Origin of the sequence: Escherichia sp. E4736, assembly GCF_005781225.1 — a bacterium.
Classification (GTDB): domain Bacteria; phylum Pseudomonadota; class Gammaproteobacteria; order Enterobacterales; family Enterobacteriaceae; genus Escherichia.
Genome location: NZ_VATT01000029.1, coordinates 23551 through 41615 on the forward strand (window position 1 = coordinate 23551; position 18065 = coordinate 41615).

The following is an 18065-nucleotide window of genomic DNA, read 5'->3' on the forward strand; positions in this document are numbered from 1 at the left end:
ATGACGTACGCAGTGGAGTTTGACAACGTCTCGCGGTTGTACGGCGACGTGCGCGCGGTAGATGGCGTCAGTATTGCGATAAAAGATGGTGAGTTCTTCTCTATGCTGGGACCGTCCGGTTCCGGCAAAACCACCTGCCTGCGCCTGATTGCTGGCTTCGAACAGCTTTCCGGCGGGGCGATTGCTATCTTTGGCAAACCGGCCAGTAATCTACCGCCGTGGGAGCGGGACGTGAATACCGTCTTCCAGGACTACGCGCTGTTTCCCCATATGTCGATTCTCGAGAATGTGGCCTACGGGCTGATGGTTAAAGGCGTGGATAAAAAGCAGCGGTACGCAATGGCGCAAGAGGCGCTGGAGAAAGTGGCGTTGGGGTTTGTACAGCAACGTAAACCGTCACAGCTTTCTGGTGGTCAGCGCCAGCGAGTCGCCATCGCCAGAGCACTGGTGAACGAACCGCGCGTGTTGTTGCTGGATGAACCGCTCGGCGCACTGGATCTCAAATTGCGCGAACAAATGCAGCTTGAGCTGAAAAAGCTGCAACAGTCGCTCGGTATTACTTTTATTTTCGTTACCCACGATCAGGGCGAAGCGTTATCGATGTCCGATCGTGTGGCGGTTTTCAATAATGGACGCATTGAACAGGTCGATTCCCCGCGCGATCTCTATATGCGCCCGCGCACGCCGTTTGTTGCGGGATTCGTCGGGACATCCAACGTTTTTGATCCGCTAATGGCCGAGAATCTTTGCGGCATGGTGGGCAGTTTTGCCCTGCGGCCGGAACATATTCGCCTGAATACACCAGGTGAAGTGCAGGCCAATGGCACGATTCAGGCGGTGCAATATCAGGGGGCAGCCACACGTTTTGAACTGAAACTTAACAGCGGTGAAAAACTGCTGGTTAGCCAGGCAAATGTAACGGGCGAAGACTTACCCAACACGCTCACGGCTGGTCAACAGGTGATGGTTTCCTGGGCGCGTGATGTGATGGTGCCACTGGTTGAGGAGAGGTGAATGGCGATGAACGTATTGCAATCACCTTCACGTCCTGGTCTGGGTAAGGTGTCCGGTTTCTTCTGGCGTAATCCGGGGCTGGGGCTGTTTTTGCTGCTGCTTGGCCCTCTAATGTGGTTTGGTATTGTCTATTTCGGCTCGCTGCTGACGTTGTTATGGCAGGGCTTTTATACCTTTGACGATTTCACCATGTCGGTAACGCCGGAGCTGACGCTGGCGAATATCCGTGCGCTGTTTAATCCGGCGAATTACGACATCATTCTCCGCACACTGACAATGGCTGTGGCAGTCACTATCGCCAGTGCCATTCTGGCCTTTCCGATGGCGTGGTATATGGCGCGCTATACCAGCGGCAAAATGAAAGCGTTCTTTTACATTGCGGTGATGTTGCCCATGTGGGCAAGCTACATTGTTAAAGCCTATGCCTGGACCTTATTGCTGGCTAAAGACGGTGTGGCGCAGTGGTTTTTACAACATCTGGGGCTGGAACCACTGCTGACAGCGTTCCTTACATTACCAGCGGTGGGCGGTAATACGCTGTCAACTTCTGGGCTAGGGCGCTTTCTGGTGTTTCTCTATATCTGGTTGCCGTTCATGATCCTGCCTGTGCAGGCGGCGCTTGAGCGTTTGCCGCCGTCATTGTTGCAGGCGTCGGCTGATCTTGGCGCGCGTCCACGGCAAACCTTTCGCTATGTGGTGCTGCCGCTGGCGATCCCTGGCATCGCGGCTGGCTCTATCTTTACCTTTTCGCTCACACTGGGTGATTTTATCGTCCCACAGCTGGTTGGCCCGCCAGGGTATTTTATCGGCAATATGGTCTACTCCCAGCAGGGAGCGATTGGCAATATGCCGATGGCTGCGGCTTTTACTCTGGTGCCGATAGTCCTTATCGCACTCTATCTGGCGTTCGTGAAACGTCTGGGAGCGTTCGATGCACTCTGAACGCGCACCGTTTTTCCTCAAACTGGCGGCCTGGGGCGGCGTGGTTTTCCTACATTTTCCCATCCTTATTATTGCTGCCTATGCTTTTAATACTGAAGAAGCAGCATTTAGCTTCCCCCCGCAAGGTCTGACACTGCGCTGGTTTAGCGTGGCAGCACAGCGTAGTGATATTCTTGATGCCGTGACACTGTCACTTAAAGTGGCGGCGCTGGCAACATTAATTGCGCTGGTGTTAGGGACGCTGGCAGCTGCCGCGCTGTGGCGACGAGACTTTTTCGGCAAAAACGCCATTTCTCTGTTACTGCTGCTGCCTATTGCGCTGCCAGGCATTGTTACTGGTCTGGCGTTATTAACCGCGTTTAAAACCATCAATCTGGAGCCGGGATTTTTCACCATCGTGGTCGGGCATGCGACTTTTTGCGTAGTGGTGGTGTTTAACAATGTCATTGCCCGTTTTCGCCGCACCTCGTGGAGTCTGGTTGAGGCGTCAATGGATCTTGGGGCTAATGGCTGGCAAACCTTTCGTTATGTGGTGTTGCCGAATCTCAGTTCGGCGCTACTGGCAGGAGGGATGCTGGCGTTTGCCTTGTCGTTCGATGAAATCATCGTTACGACCTTTACGGCAGGCCATGAACGGACGTTACCGTTGTGGTTGCTCAATCAGCTTGGGCGACCACGTGATGTACCGGTAACCAACGTGGTGGCACTGCTGGTTATGTTGGTAACAACCTTGCCGATCCTGGGAGCCTGGTGGCTAACCCGCGAAGGCGACAATGGTCAATAACCACTGATACAGGAATATGCTATGCAACATAAGTTACTGATTAACGGAGAACTGGTTAGCGGCGAAGGGGAAAAACAGCCTGTCTATAATCCGGCAACGGGGGACGTTTTACTGGAGATTGCCGAGGCATCGGCAGAGCAAGTTGATGCTGCTGTTCGCGCGGCAGATGCGGCATTTGCCGAATGGGGGCAAACCACGCCGAAGGTGCGCGCAGAATGCCTGCTGAAACTGGCTGATGTTATTGAAGAAAATGGTCAGGTTTTTGCCGAACTGGAGTCTCGTAACTGTGGCAAGCCTCTGCATAGTGCGTTCAATGATGAAATTCCTGCGATTGTCGATGTTTTTCGCTTTTTCGCCGGAGCTGCTCGCTGCCTGAATGGTCTGGCGGCAGGAGAATATCTCGAGGGACATACTTCGATGATCCGCCGCGATCCGCTGGGCGTTGTGGCTTCTATTGCCCCCTGGAATTACCCATTGATGATGGCTGCATGGAAACTGGCTCCGGCACTGGCGGCGGGGAACTGCGTGGTACTGAAGCCATCAGAAATCACGCCGCTGACCGCACTAAAACTGGCAGAGCTGGCGAAAGATATCTTCCCGCCGGGCGTGATCAATGTACTGTTTGGCCGGGGCCAGACCGTGGGCGATCCGCTGACCGGGCATCAAAAAGTGCGCATGGTTTCGCTGACGGGGTCTATCGCCACCGGTGAGCACATCATCAGCCATACCGCGCCATCCATTAAGCGCACCCACATGGAGTTAGGCGGCAAAGCGCCGGTCATTGTTTTTGATGATGCTGATATTGAAGCTGTGGTTGAAGGTGTCCGCACGTTTGGTTATTACAACGCTGGACAGGATTGCACCGCAGCTTGTCGAATCTATGCGCAAAAAGGCATTTACGATGCGCTGGTGGAAAAACTCGGCGCCGCTGTCGCAACCTTGAAATCGGGCGCGCCGGATGACGAATCAACGGAACTGGGGCCGTTGAGTTCCCAGGCTCATCTCGACCGCGTCAGCAAAGCAGTGGAAGAGGCGAAAGCGACGGGACACATTAAAGTGATCACCGGTGGGGAGAAACGAAAAGGTAACGGTTATTACTATACGCCGACGCTGCTGGCAGGCGCGTTGCAAGAAGATGCTATCGTTCAAAGAGAGGTATTTGGTCCAGTGGTGAGCGTGACTGTCTTCGATAATGAAGAACAGGTAGTGAACTGGGCAAATGATAGCCAGTATGGCTTAGCCTCTTCAGTATGGACGAAAGATGTGGGGCGGGCGCATCGCGTTAGTGCACGTCTGCAATATGGCTGCACATGGGTCAATACCCATTTCATGCTGGTAAGTGAAATGCCGCACGGTGGTCAGAAACTTTCAGGTTATGGCAAGGATATGTCACTTTATGGGCTGGAGGATTACACCGTTGTCCGCCACGTAATGGTTAAACATTAAGGGTAATATTGTAGCCAGGGAGAGTGTGAGAAGATCTAACGCACTGTCAGAGAGTTGATATCTCTCTGACAGTGTGTACTGCGTGCAATATCGCTACATCAAATAAACCAACCAAATCTCATAGAGATAAGAGCAAACAATCCAACAGCAGCAAAGAGATTTATAAGCACTACGGTTCTACTGGAAACATTCATATTTTGCCACCTTTTGTCATAGCCCCTATGTGTATAGTACGGGTTAAGTAAATCTGCAATAATACTCATTCTGAAGATGGACAAGGGCAGCTCCCGGGTTATGGAAATATCTCAAACGGGTTGAAAAACTTGATGTGCATCAAAAAATAACGCATATTTGCGCGCGTTTTATTCCTCTGGCTGGATGCCCGTACATGTCTCTTTATCAATGTCTGCTTGTTTTTTATGCTGTTATGGCAGCTATCGCGTTTGTTACTACCTGGTTTCTTTCCCACGAGAAGAAGCACATTCGTTTTCTGAGCGCCTTCCTGGTGGCGGTGACCTGGCCGATGAGTTTTCCGGTGGCGCTGCTGTTTTCGCTGTTTTAAATCTTGAGCACTAGCTTGACGGCACAACGCAGACTTATATCATTTGGGAGAATCGATAATTTTCACAAGTGGCTAAGGAGAAAGTATGTCGCATCTGGAAGAGGTCATCGCACGCGTGGATGCAGCAATTGATGAGAGCGTCATTGCCCATATGAACGAATTATTAATCGCCCTGAGCGATGACGCAGAGTTAAGCCGGGAAGAACGTTACACTCAGCAGCAGCGTTTGCGTACAGCAATCGCTCATCACGGGCGTAAGCATAAAGAAGATATGGAAGCTCGCCACGAACAGTTAACCAAAGGCGGCACTATCCTGTGATTAAAACGAGCGTCTGGCCACCAGCCAGGCGCCAACCACAAGTAAAATTGCGCCACAAATTGGGCCGATCAACGCCCGTAATGGCACGCCATGGCTACGCAAAATATCCAGCACCAGCCCTCCAATCAACTGACTGGCGACCAGTACTGCAATGGTCGTAGCTGCCCCCACATTCTGATATCCGCTGATACTGGCAAAGACAAAAAATGATCCCAGCAAGCCAGGAATCAGTGTCCACCAACGCACGCTGGAAACCAGTTCGCCAAACCCTGCCATCCCTTGTTTAAACCATAAAATGGAGACGAATAGCACAATCCCCACCAGTGAGTTCAGCAACATGGCGATGAGAATGGTAGAGGAGGTCTGGGTGATGCGCACCATCAGCGTGTTTTGCACCACCAGGCCAATTCCGGCGGCAATCAAAAAGGCAAGGGTGAGCGACTGATTCATCCAATCGCGTCCGGTTCAGTGCGCTCGTCGAGTTGCAACTGCATAAATGTCAGATCCAGCCAACGACCAAATTTAGTGCCTACCTGCGGCATTTGTGCGGTGACGACAAATCCCAGAGACTGGTGGAGATGCAGCGAGGCCAGATTTTGCGATTCGATCCCGGCGACCATGACATGCTTCCCGCAATCCCGCGCTTCATCGATCAATCGGCTTAACAATTTACGCCCAAGACCTTTGCCCTGATGATCTGGATGGACATAAACCGAATGTTCCACGGTATGGCGAAAACCATCGAAACTACGCCAGTCGCCAAACGAGGCATATCCCGTCACTACGCCGTTTTCCTCGCTCACCAGCACTGGATAACCTGCTAAAGTCCGCGCTTCAAACCAGGCAATGCGGTTATCTGCATCCACAGTTTGGTCATTCCAGATAGCCGCCGTATACAACACGGCGTGGTTATAAATTTCCGCAATAGCAGCACAATCGGCTTTGCAGGCAAAACGGATGGACATATCTGGCCTCGATTAAATATTGATGATGATGTTATCAATACTATCGAAAACAGCCGGAAGCAACGCAATCTACAATGAAATTATTGCGTGTTGTGGGAGGAATGTGATGCATACAGACAAATATAACCACGTGTGCCTGCTACCATTGATCGATTCATGCCAAAAGCACAGGAGAGCATTATGGGGCAACAAAAGCAGCGTAACCGCCGTTGGGTTCTGGCCTCGCGTCCGCATGGCGCGCCGGTTCCGGAGAATTTTCGTCTTGAAGAAGATGATGTCGCCACACCGGGTGAAGGACAGGTGTTACTGCGCACAGTTTATTTGTCACTGGACCCGTATATGCGTGGACGAATGAGCGATGAGCCATCTTATTCACCGCCCGTTGATATTGGCGGGGTGATGGTCGGCGGTACGGTGAGCCGTGTCGTGGAGTCGAATCATCCTGATTACCAGCCTGGCGACTGGGTGCTTGGCTACAGTGGATGGCAGGACTATGACATATCCAGTGGCGATGAACTGGTGAAACTTGGCGATCATCCGCAAAATCCTTCGTGGTCACTGGGTGTGCTGGGGATGCCCGGCTTTACCGCTTATATGGGCCTACTGGATATCGGTCAGCCCAAAGAGGGCGAAACGTTGGTGGTTGCTGCAGCGACAGGACCAGTGGGTGCGACGGTGGGGCAAATCGGAAAACTTAAAGGTTGTAGGGTAGTTGGAGTGGCCGGTGGCGCGGAAAAATGCCGCCATGCTACCGAGGTGCTGGGCTTCGATGTTTGCCTTGACCACCACGCGGATGATTTTGCCGGGCAGCTGGCGAAAGCGTGTCCGAAAGGGATTGATATCTATTATGAAAACGTTGGCGGGAAGGTGTTTGATGCCGTGCTGCCGTTGCTTAATACCTCCGCGCGTATTCCTGTCTGTGGCTTAGTAAGCGGCTATAATGCGACGGAGTTGCCATCGGGGCCAGACCGTTTACCGTTGTTGATGGCCACGGTGCTGAAAAAACGTATTCGCCTGCAAGGCTTTATTATCAGTCAGGATTATGGCCACCGAATCCATGAGTTCCAGCAGGAGATGGGACAATGGGTGAAAGAGGGTAAAATTCACTATCGTGAACAAATTACCAACGGTTTGGAGAACGCACCGCAGACATTTATCGGCCTGCTGAGCGGCAAAAACTTCGGCAAAGTTGTTATTCGTGTCGCGGGTGATGACTAAAGATACGGCGGCGGCGTAAAGCCGCCACAAAAATCCAGACAAAAATCTTATTTCCAGCTTTAATTAACTAATCACATCACTGTTCTGTAGCTAATAACAATAAAGATGAGTGGATAATGATTATTCAGCTTCATACACCAGGTAAACGACTTCTGCTATACCGGCAGAGTTGGAACGAATACACCTGAAGGAAATAACATGCCTGGAACGGAAAAAATATCGCATATCAGTTTGACTATGCAGGTTGAGAACGACCTGAAACATCAGCTTAGTATTGGTGCACTGAAACCTGGCGCACGCTTGATCACTAAAAATCTGGCGGAGCAATTAGGCATGAGTATTACACCCGTGCGTGAAGCACTATTACGCCTGGTTTCGGTTAATGCGCTCTCTGTCGCACCTGCACAAGCATTTACAGTACCGGAAGTAAGGCAAAGTCAATTAGACGAAATCAATCGGATCCGCTACGAACTGGAATTAATGGCAGTTGCCCTGGCTGTTGAAAACATTTCCTCGCAAGACATAGCGGAACTTCAGGAATTGCTCGAGAAATTACAGCAGGCGCAAGAAAACGGCGATATGGAACAACTCATTAATGCAAACAAACTATTTCGCTTAGCGATTTATCATCGTTCAAAAATGCCCATTCTGTGTGAAATGATTGAGCAATTATGGGTCAGGATGGGACCTGGTTTACATTATCTTTATGAAGCGATTAATCCAGCAGAATTACGTGAGCGTATTGAAAGCTATCATGTACTATTCGCCGCGTTAAAAGCAAAAGACAAAGAGGGATGCAGACATTGTCTTGCTGAAATTATGCAAAAAAACGTTGCTATGTTGTGCCAGCAATACAGTTGTTAAATTAAAACGCCCGGCAAATATCGGGCATCAATGTATACTCGTCATACTTCAAGTTGCATGTGCTGCGTCTGCGGGTTATTCGGCCCATCCATGGGCCTCACCCCTTACGGGGCCGCTGCAACTCGAATTATTTAGAGTATAGTTATTCAAATCGCCATGCGATATTCACGCCCACACCATAATTACGCCCGGGAGCTGGTTCGTAATATCGACCATTTGATTCATTAACAATCACCGATCCGACATATTCTTTATCGAATAAATTATCGACACGACCAAATAAATCCACAGTTAAATTGTGGTAATTGTATTTATACCCGGTGAATAAGCCGACGAGAGTATAAGAAGGCGCTTTGGCCGTATTTTCATCATCTGCCATAATATCGCCCATGTAACGCGCTTCCGTGCCTGCATACCAGCCATCTTCCGGTACATAACCTATCGACGCAAAACCCATATTACGGGCGATCCCTGGCATCCGGTTACCGTTACAATCCTGTTCACTGCAAACATTGCTGCGATAGGTGGCATCAAGCCAGGTCCAGGACGCTTTTACGCGAAAATCTCCCGCGAAACGTTGATCCCATGCCAGTTCAGCGCCTTGACGACGGGTCTTTCCGGCATTTTTGTAAGTCGTACGCCCACCGCTACTGCTATCGACAACAATTTCATCATCGGTGTCGGTCTGGAACAATGCGAGACTAAGCAACCCATCACCAATACGCGTTTTACTGCCGATCTCAATTGTATCGTTGGTGGAAGGTTTTAAACCAAAGTTCATACCGCTTTGCCCATCAGCGCGATAAGACAGTTCATTAATCGTCGGCGTTTCAAAACCACGCCCGGCTGCCAGATAGATATTCCAGGCATTGGTCATTGCATATTTTAGCGATCCGGCTGGTAGCCATTTGTGATAACTGGCATCACCGCTATCATCGCCGTTACCCGGAGTAACGTAATGATCGTTGGAATCAAACCATACGGAGCTGTAGCGCACGCCAGCATCCAGCGACAGTTTTTCGCTCAGCTGCCACTGTGCCTGTAAATAGGGATCGACGTTCCACATCAGATTGCGTTCGTCGCGGCGCAACTCACCTTTTTGCCCGTACTCCGGCACGCCGCTATTCAGGCGAAAATTATTGTAGCCTTTGCGGTTTTCACTCATGTTTTCGTAGTTCAGGCCGGTAGTGAACGTGACCGGAACGCCCAGTTCACCACGGTGTGTCCAGCGGCTGTCTATCCCCTGGTAATGGCGTTGCAGAGTAATCACGCCGCCAGCATGCGACGGGTTAAGTTGCGGTGTCATTGGGATTGACTGATACTGGGTCGTTTCTCGCTCTCCGGCATACATCATCACACTCATATCATCCCGCGAACTCAGGCTACGCTCATAGCGCAGCCCAGCCTGAGTTTGCTTGATGGTTTTTCGCGTGTCGTACTGTTCAGCGCGTGGCGCTTGTTGCGGATTCGCCTTCCATTCTGCTTCGGTTAATCCACCTGGATCATCTGCTTTGATATCCACGCTGTTGAAAATCAGGCTTAATTTGCTGGCGTCATCAATGCGTACGCCCAGTTTGGCATTGGCTAAATTTTTCTGTGCACCACTATGGTCACGATAGCCGTGGGTCGTAAAGCGTGTGGTTGAGACGGTGTAATCGACATCGCCCGGCTGTGTGCCGTCGCCCGTCGCTTTCAGCCCATAGCGCCAGCTGCCAAAACTGCCATAGTAACTACTGGCTTCAATGGTTGGCGGCTGTTGCCCGGTTTGAGTAGTGACATTCATCACCCCGCCAGACGCGTTGCCATACAGGGCAGAGAAGGGGCCACGCAGCACTTCCACATTTTGCACACTGCTTAAATCGATGTTGGATGTTTGCCCTTGTCCGTCGGGCATGGTGGCGGGAATACCGTCCACATACAGGCGAATACCGCGAATTCCGTAAGTGGAGCGGGAACCAAATCCGCGAATCGACAGCTGTAAATCTTGCGCATAGTTCTGCCGGTTTTGTACCTGCAAACCGGGCACGCTGGTCAGTGATTCAGACAAATTGATGCGCGGTGTTGCCAGGCGCATCTCCTCGCCATCCACCGCGCTAACGGCTGCTGGCGTATCCAGCTCGGAAATCACTTGTGGCGCGGCACTGACAATCATGGTTTGTTCATTGGTTGCAAAAGCGGAAGGAGAAAGGGCAATCAGTACGGGCAAAATGGTCTGTCGGACGGAAAAAATCTTCATGAAAAAGCCAGGTTAAGAATGGGAATACGCCGTCATGGTAATAAAATTGTAAATTTATGGAAAACGAAACGGCACAATACGTTAAGTAATTGAGGAAATTGTAGTCGTAACGACAAGAAATACTCCACATTTGAGAAAATAATGATTACCATTCCCATTTATAACAAGAGTGTAACGATGATTACGCTCAGCGAAGCATTGTGAAGCAGCAAAAATATCGGTTCATCAAAGGGAGTCGTCATGCATTTACGTCATCTGTTTTCATCGCGCCTGCGTGGTTCATTACTGTTAGGTTCATTGCTCGTTGCTTCATCATTCAGTACGCAGGCCGCAGAAGAAATGCTGCGTAAAGCGGTAGGTAAAGGTGCCTACGAAATGGCTTATAGCCAGCAGGAGAACGCGCTGTGGCTTGCTACTTCGCAAAGCCGCAAACTGGATAAAGGCGGCGTGGTTTATCGTCTCGATCCGGTCACTCTGGAAGTGACTCAGGCGATCCATAACGATCTCAAGCCGTTTGGTGCCACCATCAATAACACGACTCAGACGTTGTGGTTTGGTAACACCGTAAACAGCGCGGTCACGGCGATAGATGCCAAAACGGGCGAAGTGAAAGGGCGTCTGGTGCTGGATGATCGTAAGCGCACGGAAGAGGTGCGCCCGTTGCAGCCGCGTGAGCTGGTAGCTGACGATGCCATGAACACGGTTTACATCAGTGGTATTGGCAAAGAGAGCGTGATTTGGGTCGTTGATGGCGAGAATATCAAACTGAAAACCGCCATCCAGAACACCGGTAAAATGAGCACTGGTTTAGCGCTGGATAGTAAAGGCAAACGTCTTTACACCACTAACGCTGACGGCGAATTGATTACCATCGACACCGCCGACAATAAAATCCTCAGCCGTAAAAAGCTGCTGGATGACGGCAAAGAGCACTTCTTTATCAACATAAGCCTTGATACCGCCAATCAGCGTGCATTTATCACCGATTCAAAAGCGGCAGAAGTGTTAGTGGTCGATACCCGTAATGGCAATATTCTGGCGAAGGTTGCGGCACCGGAATCACTGGCTGTGCTGTTTAACCCAGCGCGTAATGAAGCCTACGTGACGCATCGTCAGGCGGGTAAAGTTAGTGTGATTGATGCGAAAAGCTATAAGGTGGTGAAAACGTTCGATACGCCGACTTATCCGAATAGCCTGGCGCTGTCTGCCGATGGCAAAACGCTGTATGTCAGTGTTAAACAAAAATCCACTAAACAGCAGGAAGCTACCCAGCCGGACGATGTGATTCGTATTGCGCTGTAATCGACACAGGGGAGTTTGTCTTTCGTAGGCCGGATGCGGCGCTAGCGCCGCATCCGGCTTTAAACCGAGCAATTATGCAATTAACTCGTCGTTTCAGGCTTAAACACAATTTCCTGTTTTTCTTCATCTTCCTCGATGACTGGCGCAGTGCTGTGAATTTCAGCAACGCGTTTGCGCACACCAAACCAGCCTATAACCAGCAGAATACCGATAATCGGCAGCGCAGCGATGGTATAAGTCCCGTTCGGGTAATCGAACGCCATCAGCACCAGCACGCACAGCAAAAACAGTAGCGTCAGCCAAGATGTGAAGGGCGCGCCAGGCAGTTTAAAACTGACGTCCGCTGCTTTGCCTTCTTTAATCGCTTTACGTAGGCGCATCTGGCACACGATGATAAACGCCCACGAGGCGATAATTCCCAGCGACGCGAAGTTCAGGACAATCTCAAATACGCGAGACGGCACCAGATAGTTAAGGAATACGCCAACAACATAAACGACCAGCGTCGCCAGGATCCCGGCATACGGCACATGCTGACGGCTCATTTTCGCCATAAAACTCGGTGCGGAACCGCCCATCGCCATCGAGCGCAGAATACGTCCAGTGCAGTACAGACCTGAGTTCAGGCTGGAGAGGGCAGCGGTCAGCACCACAATGTTCATAATGCTGCCGATGTACGGCACACCCAGTTTAGAGAAAAACGTCACGAAAGGACTTTGCCCCGCCTGATACGCGCTCCACGGCAATAACATAACCAGCAACACCACGGAGCCGACGTAAAACAGACCAATACGCCAAATCACACTGTTAATTGCTTTAGGCACCATGGTCTGCGGGTCTTTACATTCTCCGGCAGCTGTACCAACCATTTCAATGGAGGCAAAAGCAAACACTACGCCCTGAATCAACACCAGCGCAGGCAGCAAACCGTGGGGGAAGAAGCCGCCGTTATCGGTAATTAAATGAAAGCCAGTGGTGTTGCCATCCAGCGGCTGACCGCTACCGAGGAACACTGTACCCACGACCAAAAAGGTCACAATGGCGAGCACTTTAATAAGCGCAAACCAGAACTCCATCTCCGCAAACCATTTCACACCGATCATATTCATGGTGCCAACGATGGTCAGCGCAGCGAGCGCAAAGACCCACTGCGGCACGCCGCCAAACGCACCCCAGTAATGCATATACAGAGCGACGGCGGTAATATCGACAATCCCCGTCATCGCCCAGTTGATGAAGTACATCCAGCCAGCAACGTAAGCAGCTTTCTCTCCTAAAAACTCTCGGGCATAAGAGACAAAACTGCCACTGGAAGGGCGATGTAATACTAACTCACCCAATGCACGCAGAATAAAAAACGAAAACAAACCACATATTAAATAAACCAGTGCCAGCGCAGGACCTGCCATTTGCAGTCGGGCTCCTGCACCTAAAAACAAACCGGTGCCAATCGCGCCGCCGATGGCGATCATCTGCACCTGGCGATTGCCCATCGCTTTGTGATACCCCTCTTCGTGGGCATTAAGCCAGCGGCGTTTCGCGGCGTGTTGATCTGAAGTGTCGGTGTCGTGTTTACTCATTGCTCTCCCTGATTGCTTTAATGAAAAAGTCATATAAGTTGCCATGAACAATGTTTATTCATCCTGGCGATGACAAGATTCACCATTATTCTTTATGGGTATAACTGTCGGCGCAGAATCCTACCCGTTATCGTGTAATGATGCAAAATAATCCCGCTATAAATGTGTGGGGATAATGGCGGCTAGCGACAAAGTCGCAACCTGATGAAATTATGACGGAAAAACCACTTTTGGTTCGATGATACTCGACGGCCGCCGACTTTTTCACCACTCGTTCGTTGCTCTGAACTCCAGTGGTTGCAGTGGACACTGGTGTGGTTGGTCGTCGCTGATTATCATTGAATAGTGAAGGACTAGCGTATGACTGGTTTCAGGGGTAATACGCCAAAGACCAATACAATTGCTGATTAGAAATGCCAGTTACCGACGTTACAGAAAATGCCAAAAAATGTAAGAGGGATATAGGGTGATAAACGCGCTATTGCCCAACAGAAACTTCTTGAATTAGTCCCGTTCCAGGGACATTACAACCCTTAAAACATTACTTCAATATAATTAATGTGTATATCATTCTCGATATTAATTTATGAAGTGAATTTGATATATTCCGAATTCTTAATTTACATTACTAATGTATGGGGCATAACGTTAAGATGGCTATGTGCAGATTAAGATATCAGGGTGGGGCGGTAGCGTTTACAGATATTAATTAATTGATGAAAATTATGTTACCCGTGCAATCATTTACATCAACTATTGATATTGAAGATAGATAAATAAAGATGCTGAGAACCAATGTTAAGGAATCGTAATGGAAATCGTTGAGAACTTGCTTTGATTTCATTGTCTATGAAGATGATGCCATCAATACTGCATAAAGTGGAAATGTTGAACATCAAAGAGAACCCTATTTAATAAATAATAAAAGAGCATTTGTTTTTATCTGAAAAATATTATCTCCAGGAGGAATGATATGTCATTAAGGAGAATGACATCTGGTGAATTAACATTAGCCAGATCGATTTTTGAGAATACACTTGATTATAACAAGGTATGGATCCACAATGAAAAATATTTGCCAGGTCAAGGGGAAAGAACAGCGATGACCCCAAACGGGGAAATGTATTATCCTGATGCTGTTTATAGTTCAGATTTTTCATCGCAAGCAATGCCTGGCGATCGTGAAACAGTAGCAGGTGCTTCTCACTTGTTTATCCATGAAATGATGCATGTTTGGCAATATCAGAAAGGGTATTCAGTTAAGTTACGTGGTTTATTTTCCTGGGCGGCAAATTATCATTACGATCTTAATTTACAGTCAATTTCTTCTTATTCCATGGAACAACAAGCATCTATAGTTTCTGATTATTGGCTATTGATTAACTATGGACTGGTAGCTGATTTGGCAAATGTTAACTATGTAGGTGATACAACTGAATCAGTGGACACTTTATCGAAAAAATACAAAAAGGTACTTAATTTATTTCCTGCGGGCGTCATATGAAGAGATTCTTTTTGTTGCTCTTTTTGTCGGGATGCACTGTTGGTGATTATGTTCGCCCATTGTTGCCCGGTAATATATATTTACAAGACGGACGGGTTTGTTCAAAACCAGACGATGGGAATATGATTTCAAATTATATTTTGTATGAAGGTAAATATGGCAATGCAATAAAACTGAAAAGAGTGACTGGTCAGTTCGATCCCGTATGCATTGACATAAATAAGCTATCTCCAGATGTTATTTATATCGGAAAATATATGCTCTCTTCCGGAAGTGATAAAGAATACTATGGTTTTAGCATAATTAGGTCAGGGGAGCGTATTTTAAGACTTGATGATAATCATACTAAATAACAAATTAAATAGTTTCATTGATTTTATTAATGTGCTTTAGGTGAATATTTTCATCAGGTTAACATGACTATGGTATATATAGTTGATAGTATCTTCAGTAGCATTCATAAGTATTGAGATGTTTTATGCCAACTACGAATATATTGCATATTTTACTCTCTGTAAGATTTCTTATTAGCACTTGGCCATTTCTAGTTAAAAGGATTAATTATGAGTTTTACAGCTACAGATTATCCATCCGGTGCACTAATTGGATCGGGTACACATAACGTGACTTTGAGCGGCAGTGCAGTTCCTGATGGAATGTTACTGTTTGCAAGCTTGGGGGGTACAGAAACAGTAGGGGAACTATTTACTTATTCTATTAAATTAAAAACTCCTGACATCCTGAACCTGGGCTATGTTTCCCCCGCAGCCAACCTGCAGCTCAAACCGATGGTGGGCAAAGATCTGTGCGTCCATATCGAATTGGATGACGGCGGAAAACGTTATATCAGCGGGCTGGTGACGGCGGCACGCGTGGCTGGTCATCAAGGACGTTCGGTGGTGTATGAACTGCGGATCGAACCGTGGTTAAAAATACTGACCCACACTAGTGACTACAAAGCGTTTCAGAATAAAAACGTGGTGGACATTCTGGATGAGGTACTGGATGAGTACCCCAGGCCAGTCGAAAAACGACTGGTGGAAAATTATCCGACTCGTGCCTGGCAGGTGCAGTACGGTGAAACAGATTTCGATTTTATTCAGCGCCTGATGCAGGAATGGGGTATCTACTGGTGGTTTGAGCACAGCGAGAACAGTCACACGTTAGTGCTGGCTGATGCCATTAATGTCCACAAGGCATGCGCAGATTCGCCGCTGGTGTGTTATTACCAGAAAGGGCTGAAACTGGACAAGGAGTTTATCCATACCATCACAGCAAATGAAAGCCTGCGCAGCGGACAGTGGGTGCTGAATGATTTCGACTTTATGAAGCCGCGTTCACTGCTGAAGAGCACCGTGGCTAATCCGCGTGAAACCGGCCTTGCTGAATATGAGCACTATGAATGGCCGGGAGACTACTTCACAAAGAGTGAAGGTGAAATGCTGACACGCATCCGCATGGAAGAACAGCGTAGCCCCGGTAGTCGGGTACAGGGCAGCGGCAATATTCGTACCCTGATGACAGGTTTTACCTTCACCCTGGAAAACTATCCGACAGCCGAAGTGAACCGGGAATATCTGCTGGCACAGACCACGCTATTTATACAGGACAATGCGCAACACAGCGGCCAGGAGCAGCACTTCTCTTACTCAACCAGCTTTGAGTTACATCCCACCAATGAAGTTTACCGTCCGCAGCGAACCCTGAGCAAACCCCACACCAAAGGCCCACAGAGCGCCATCGTGACCGGCCCGGCGGGACAGGAAATCTGGACAGATAAATATGGAAGGGTGAAAGTTCAGTTTGGCTGGGATCGTTACGGTAAGAATGATGAAAACAGTTCCTGCTGGGTCCGTGTCAGTTATCCGTGGGCGGGTAAAGGATTCGGTGGCATTCAGATCCCGCGCATTGGTCAGGAAGTTCTGGTGGATTTCAAAAATGGTGATCCGGATTTACCCATTATCGTAGGGCGGACATACAACCAGGACACCATGCCACCGTGGGGACTACCGGGCGCAGCGACGCAAAGCGGGTTTTACAGCCACACCATCGGCGGCGGCCCAACCAATGCTAACGCCCTGCGTTTTGAGGATAAAACTGGCGGAGAAGAAATCTGGTTGCATGCCGAGAAAGATCAACGCATTGAAGTAAATAATAATGAAAGCCATTGGGTGGGCAATAATCGCCTTAAAGTCATTGATAAAACAGAAACTGCGATTATTGGTGAGAAACGTTCTCTAACAGTCCAGACAGATGATATCTCTCTCGCCGGAAGGGATAAAACGATTCAGACAGTGCAGAATTTACGCCTTGCTGCGGGAGATTCCATTATTCTTAGCTGCGGAGAAACTATCCTGCAAATGACCAGTGACGGAATATTTAATATAACCTGTAAGAATTTTAATATTACTGCAACAGAGAATGGAAAAATAAATACACAATCAGGGCAGCTTGACTTAAATATGAATAACAGAGCGGCAGATATACCTCCGCCTGGAACATTAGAGAAAACAGCCCTTCAGTTGGCGATAGACGCCACATTCATGACTAAAAAATAAATAAAAACCCATCAATAAATAATTCATTAATTAAAAAGGACTCATACCATTATGACGGAGTACTATCTCAATGAAACTGTTGTAACTTTTCCTGGAAATATTATTCAGGACAGTACGATTAATATGCTGCGCCTCAGCGATCCCGACGCTGCACTAATTATCAGCCGGGGCCAGATGCAGGAAGGAGATGAATTAGCATCTCAGGTTGAACAGCAAATGAAAAAGCTGGAAAAGCAGGTAAAAGAACTGCGCTACACGCCCGTGCAGGTGACCCGCGTGGGGATTAATGACGCAGAGGAAGGGCTGGAAATACAGAGCCAGTTTCTCCGGGGTAACGAGCATGTATACCAGTGTCAGGTGACATTTGTATTGCCGGGTGAGCGGGTCATGATGGCCTTCACCTACGCCAGAACCACACCGCTGACCCCGGCAGACATGACGCGCTGGGCTGAAATTAAAAAGAATCTGCGCTTCAGGATACGGCAGGAAGCCAGAACGAATTAATCACACAGGGAACGGGACATGGAAGATGCATTCTGGGCGGCAAGACAGGGTGATGCCCTGCTGCATACGTCGTTTATGGCAGATGTGCTGGGGGCGGTGCTGGAGGTGGCCGCAAATGTCGTTATTGATGCCCTCATTGTCGGCGCAACCTCGTTACTGGCGGCGTCAGTGGGGTTCACGATGGGATGCACGGCCGTCGTGCTGACCGGTTTTGTGGTGGGTGTGGCGATGGTGTACACCGGCGCCACAGAAACGGTCAGCGAAGCC

19 protein-coding genes are annotated in these 18065 nt (G+C 48.9%); 14 read left to right on the forward strand and 5 right to left on the reverse strand.

Going from position 1 to position 18065, the window contains the following annotated elements; all coding sequences use genetic code 11:
- From FEK46_RS17375 to patD, 4 genes are read left to right on the forward strand one after another with little or no spacing between them, the layout of a single operon-like run.
- Positions 1 to 1014 (forward strand): ABC transporter ATP-binding protein, encoded by a 1014-nt coding sequence (locus FEK46_RS17375; protein ID WP_131161502.1) that lies wholly within the window; start codon positions 1 to 3, stop codon positions 1012 to 1014.
- On the forward strand, positions 1015 to 1956 hold the full coding sequence (locus FEK46_RS17380; protein ID WP_001251315.1) for an ABC transporter permease: 942 nt from the start codon (positions 1015 to 1017) through the stop codon (positions 1954 to 1956). It abuts the gene before it with no gap.
- Entirely contained in the window at positions 1946 to 2740 is a 795-nt protein-coding gene (locus FEK46_RS17385) for an ABC transporter permease (RefSeq protein WP_130260846.1), read from the forward strand. The genes FEK46_RS17380 and FEK46_RS17385 overlap by 11 nt, the downstream gene beginning before the upstream one ends.
- Positions 2741 to 2761: 21 nt before the next feature.
- Complete coding sequence (gene patD, locus FEK46_RS17390) at positions 2762 to 4186, forward strand: aminobutyraldehyde dehydrogenase (RefSeq protein WP_131161500.1); 1425 nt, start codon at positions 2762 to 2764, stop codon at positions 4184 to 4186.
- 98 nt (positions 4187 to 4284) lie between these two features.
- Here the strand turns inward: patD and yncL are convergent, their stop codons facing one another.
- Positions 4285 to 4380, reverse strand: a complete 96-nt coding sequence (gene yncL, locus FEK46_RS17395; RefSeq protein ID WP_074399477.1) for a stress response membrane protein YncL — start codon at positions 4378 to 4380, stop codon at positions 4285 to 4287.
- 194 nt (positions 4381 to 4574) lie between these two features.
- On the opposite strand from yncL, the gene FEK46_RS17400 reads away from it, so the two are divergent.
- Together FEK46_RS17400 and ydcY are read left to right on the forward strand one after the other, a co-directional pair.
- Positions 4575 to 4748, forward strand: a complete 174-nt coding sequence (locus tag FEK46_RS17400) for a GhoT/OrtT family toxin (protein WP_135493895.1) — start codon at positions 4575 to 4577, stop codon at positions 4746 to 4748.
- 85 nt (positions 4749 to 4833) lie between these two features.
- The gene (gene ydcY, locus FEK46_RS17405; RefSeq protein WP_113649882.1) at positions 4834 to 5067 is read left to right on the forward strand and encodes a DUF2526 family protein YdcY; all 234 of its coding nucleotides are present in this window, start codon (positions 4834 to 4836) and stop codon (positions 5065 to 5067) included.
- Here the strand turns inward: ydcY and FEK46_RS17410 are convergent, their stop codons facing one another.
- The gene (locus FEK46_RS17410) at positions 5068 to 5517 is read right to left on the reverse strand and encodes a DMT family transporter (RefSeq protein ID WP_001548534.1); all 450 of its coding nucleotides are present in this window, start codon (positions 5515 to 5517) and stop codon (positions 5068 to 5070) included.
- The gene (gene mddA, locus FEK46_RS17415) at positions 5514 to 6032 is read right to left on the reverse strand and encodes an L-methionine sulfoximine/L-methionine sulfone acetyltransferase (RefSeq protein ID WP_130210195.1); all 519 of its coding nucleotides are present in this window, start codon (positions 6030 to 6032) and stop codon (positions 5514 to 5516) included. Before mddA ends, FEK46_RS17410 begins: the two co-directional genes overlap by 4 nt.
- Positions 6033 to 6212: 180 nt before the next feature.
- Here mddA and curA point away from each other — a divergent pair, with 180 nt between their 5' ends.
- Together curA and mcbR are read left to right on the forward strand one after the other, a co-directional pair.
- Positions 6213 to 7250, forward strand: a complete 1038-nt coding sequence (gene curA, locus FEK46_RS17420; RefSeq protein ID WP_131161499.1) for an NADPH-dependent curcumin/dihydrocurcumin reductase — start codon at positions 6213 to 6215, stop codon at positions 7248 to 7250.
- A 198-nt stretch (positions 7251 to 7448) separates the two neighbouring features.
- Positions 7449 to 8114 carry a colanic acid/biofilm transcriptional regulator McbR gene (gene mcbR, locus FEK46_RS17425; protein WP_130210191.1) on the forward strand — a complete coding sequence of 222 codons (666 nt, stop codon included), beginning with the start codon at positions 7449 to 7451 and terminating at the stop codon, positions 8112 to 8114.
- Positions 8115 to 8256: 142 nt separating this feature from the next.
- On the opposite strand, the gene pqqU is transcribed toward mcbR, so the two are convergent.
- Positions 8257 to 10350, reverse strand: coding sequence for a TonB-dependent receptor PqqU (pqqU, locus tag FEK46_RS17430; protein WP_135559595.1), 2094 nt, complete (start codon positions 10348 to 10350; stop codon positions 8257 to 8259).
- Positions 10351 to 10590: 240 nt separating this feature from the next.
- Here pqqU and FEK46_RS17440 point away from each other — a divergent pair, with 240 nt between their 5' ends.
- Complete coding sequence (locus tag FEK46_RS17440; protein ID WP_135559594.1) at positions 10591 to 11652, forward strand: YncE family protein; 1062 nt, start codon at positions 10591 to 10593, stop codon at positions 11650 to 11652.
- Between the two features lie 80 nt (positions 11653 to 11732).
- Here FEK46_RS17440 and ansP read toward each other — a convergent pair whose 3' ends face one another.
- Positions 11733 to 13232 carry an L-asparagine permease gene (gene ansP, locus FEK46_RS17445; RefSeq protein ID WP_131161496.1) on the reverse strand — a complete coding sequence of 500 codons (1500 nt, stop codon included), beginning with the start codon at positions 13230 to 13232 and terminating at the stop codon, positions 11733 to 11735.
- Between the two features lie 973 nt (positions 13233 to 14205).
- Between ansP and FEK46_RS17455 the strand changes: the two genes are divergently transcribed.
- The 5 genes from FEK46_RS17455 to FEK46_RS17475 all read left to right on the forward strand — a co-directional run.
- Positions 14206 to 14736 (forward strand): type IV secretion protein Rhs, encoded by a 531-nt coding sequence (locus FEK46_RS17455; RefSeq protein WP_130210183.1) that lies wholly within the window; start codon positions 14206 to 14208, stop codon positions 14734 to 14736.
- Positions 14733 to 15089 (forward strand): hypothetical protein, encoded by a 357-nt coding sequence (locus FEK46_RS17460; protein ID WP_130210181.1) that lies wholly within the window; start codon positions 14733 to 14735, stop codon positions 15087 to 15089. Before FEK46_RS17455 ends, FEK46_RS17460 begins: the two co-directional genes overlap by 4 nt.
- Positions 15090 to 15299: 210 nt before the next feature.
- Positions 15300 to 17294 (forward strand): type VI secretion system tip protein TssI/VgrG, encoded by a 1995-nt coding sequence (gene tssI, locus FEK46_RS17465; protein ID WP_135559593.1) that lies wholly within the window; start codon positions 15300 to 15302, stop codon positions 17292 to 17294.
- Positions 17295 to 17345: 51 nt separating this feature from the next.
- Positions 17346 to 17798: a DcrB-related protein gene (locus tag FEK46_RS17470; protein WP_135559592.1), complete on the forward strand. Its 453-nt coding sequence runs from the start codon at positions 17346 to 17348 to the stop codon at positions 17796 to 17798.
- Between the two features lie 18 nt (positions 17799 to 17816).
- Positions 17817 to 18065, forward strand: a 249-nt coding sequence (locus tag FEK46_RS17475) for a hypothetical protein (RefSeq protein ID WP_138194713.1), incomplete at its 3' end; no start/stop codon positions are given.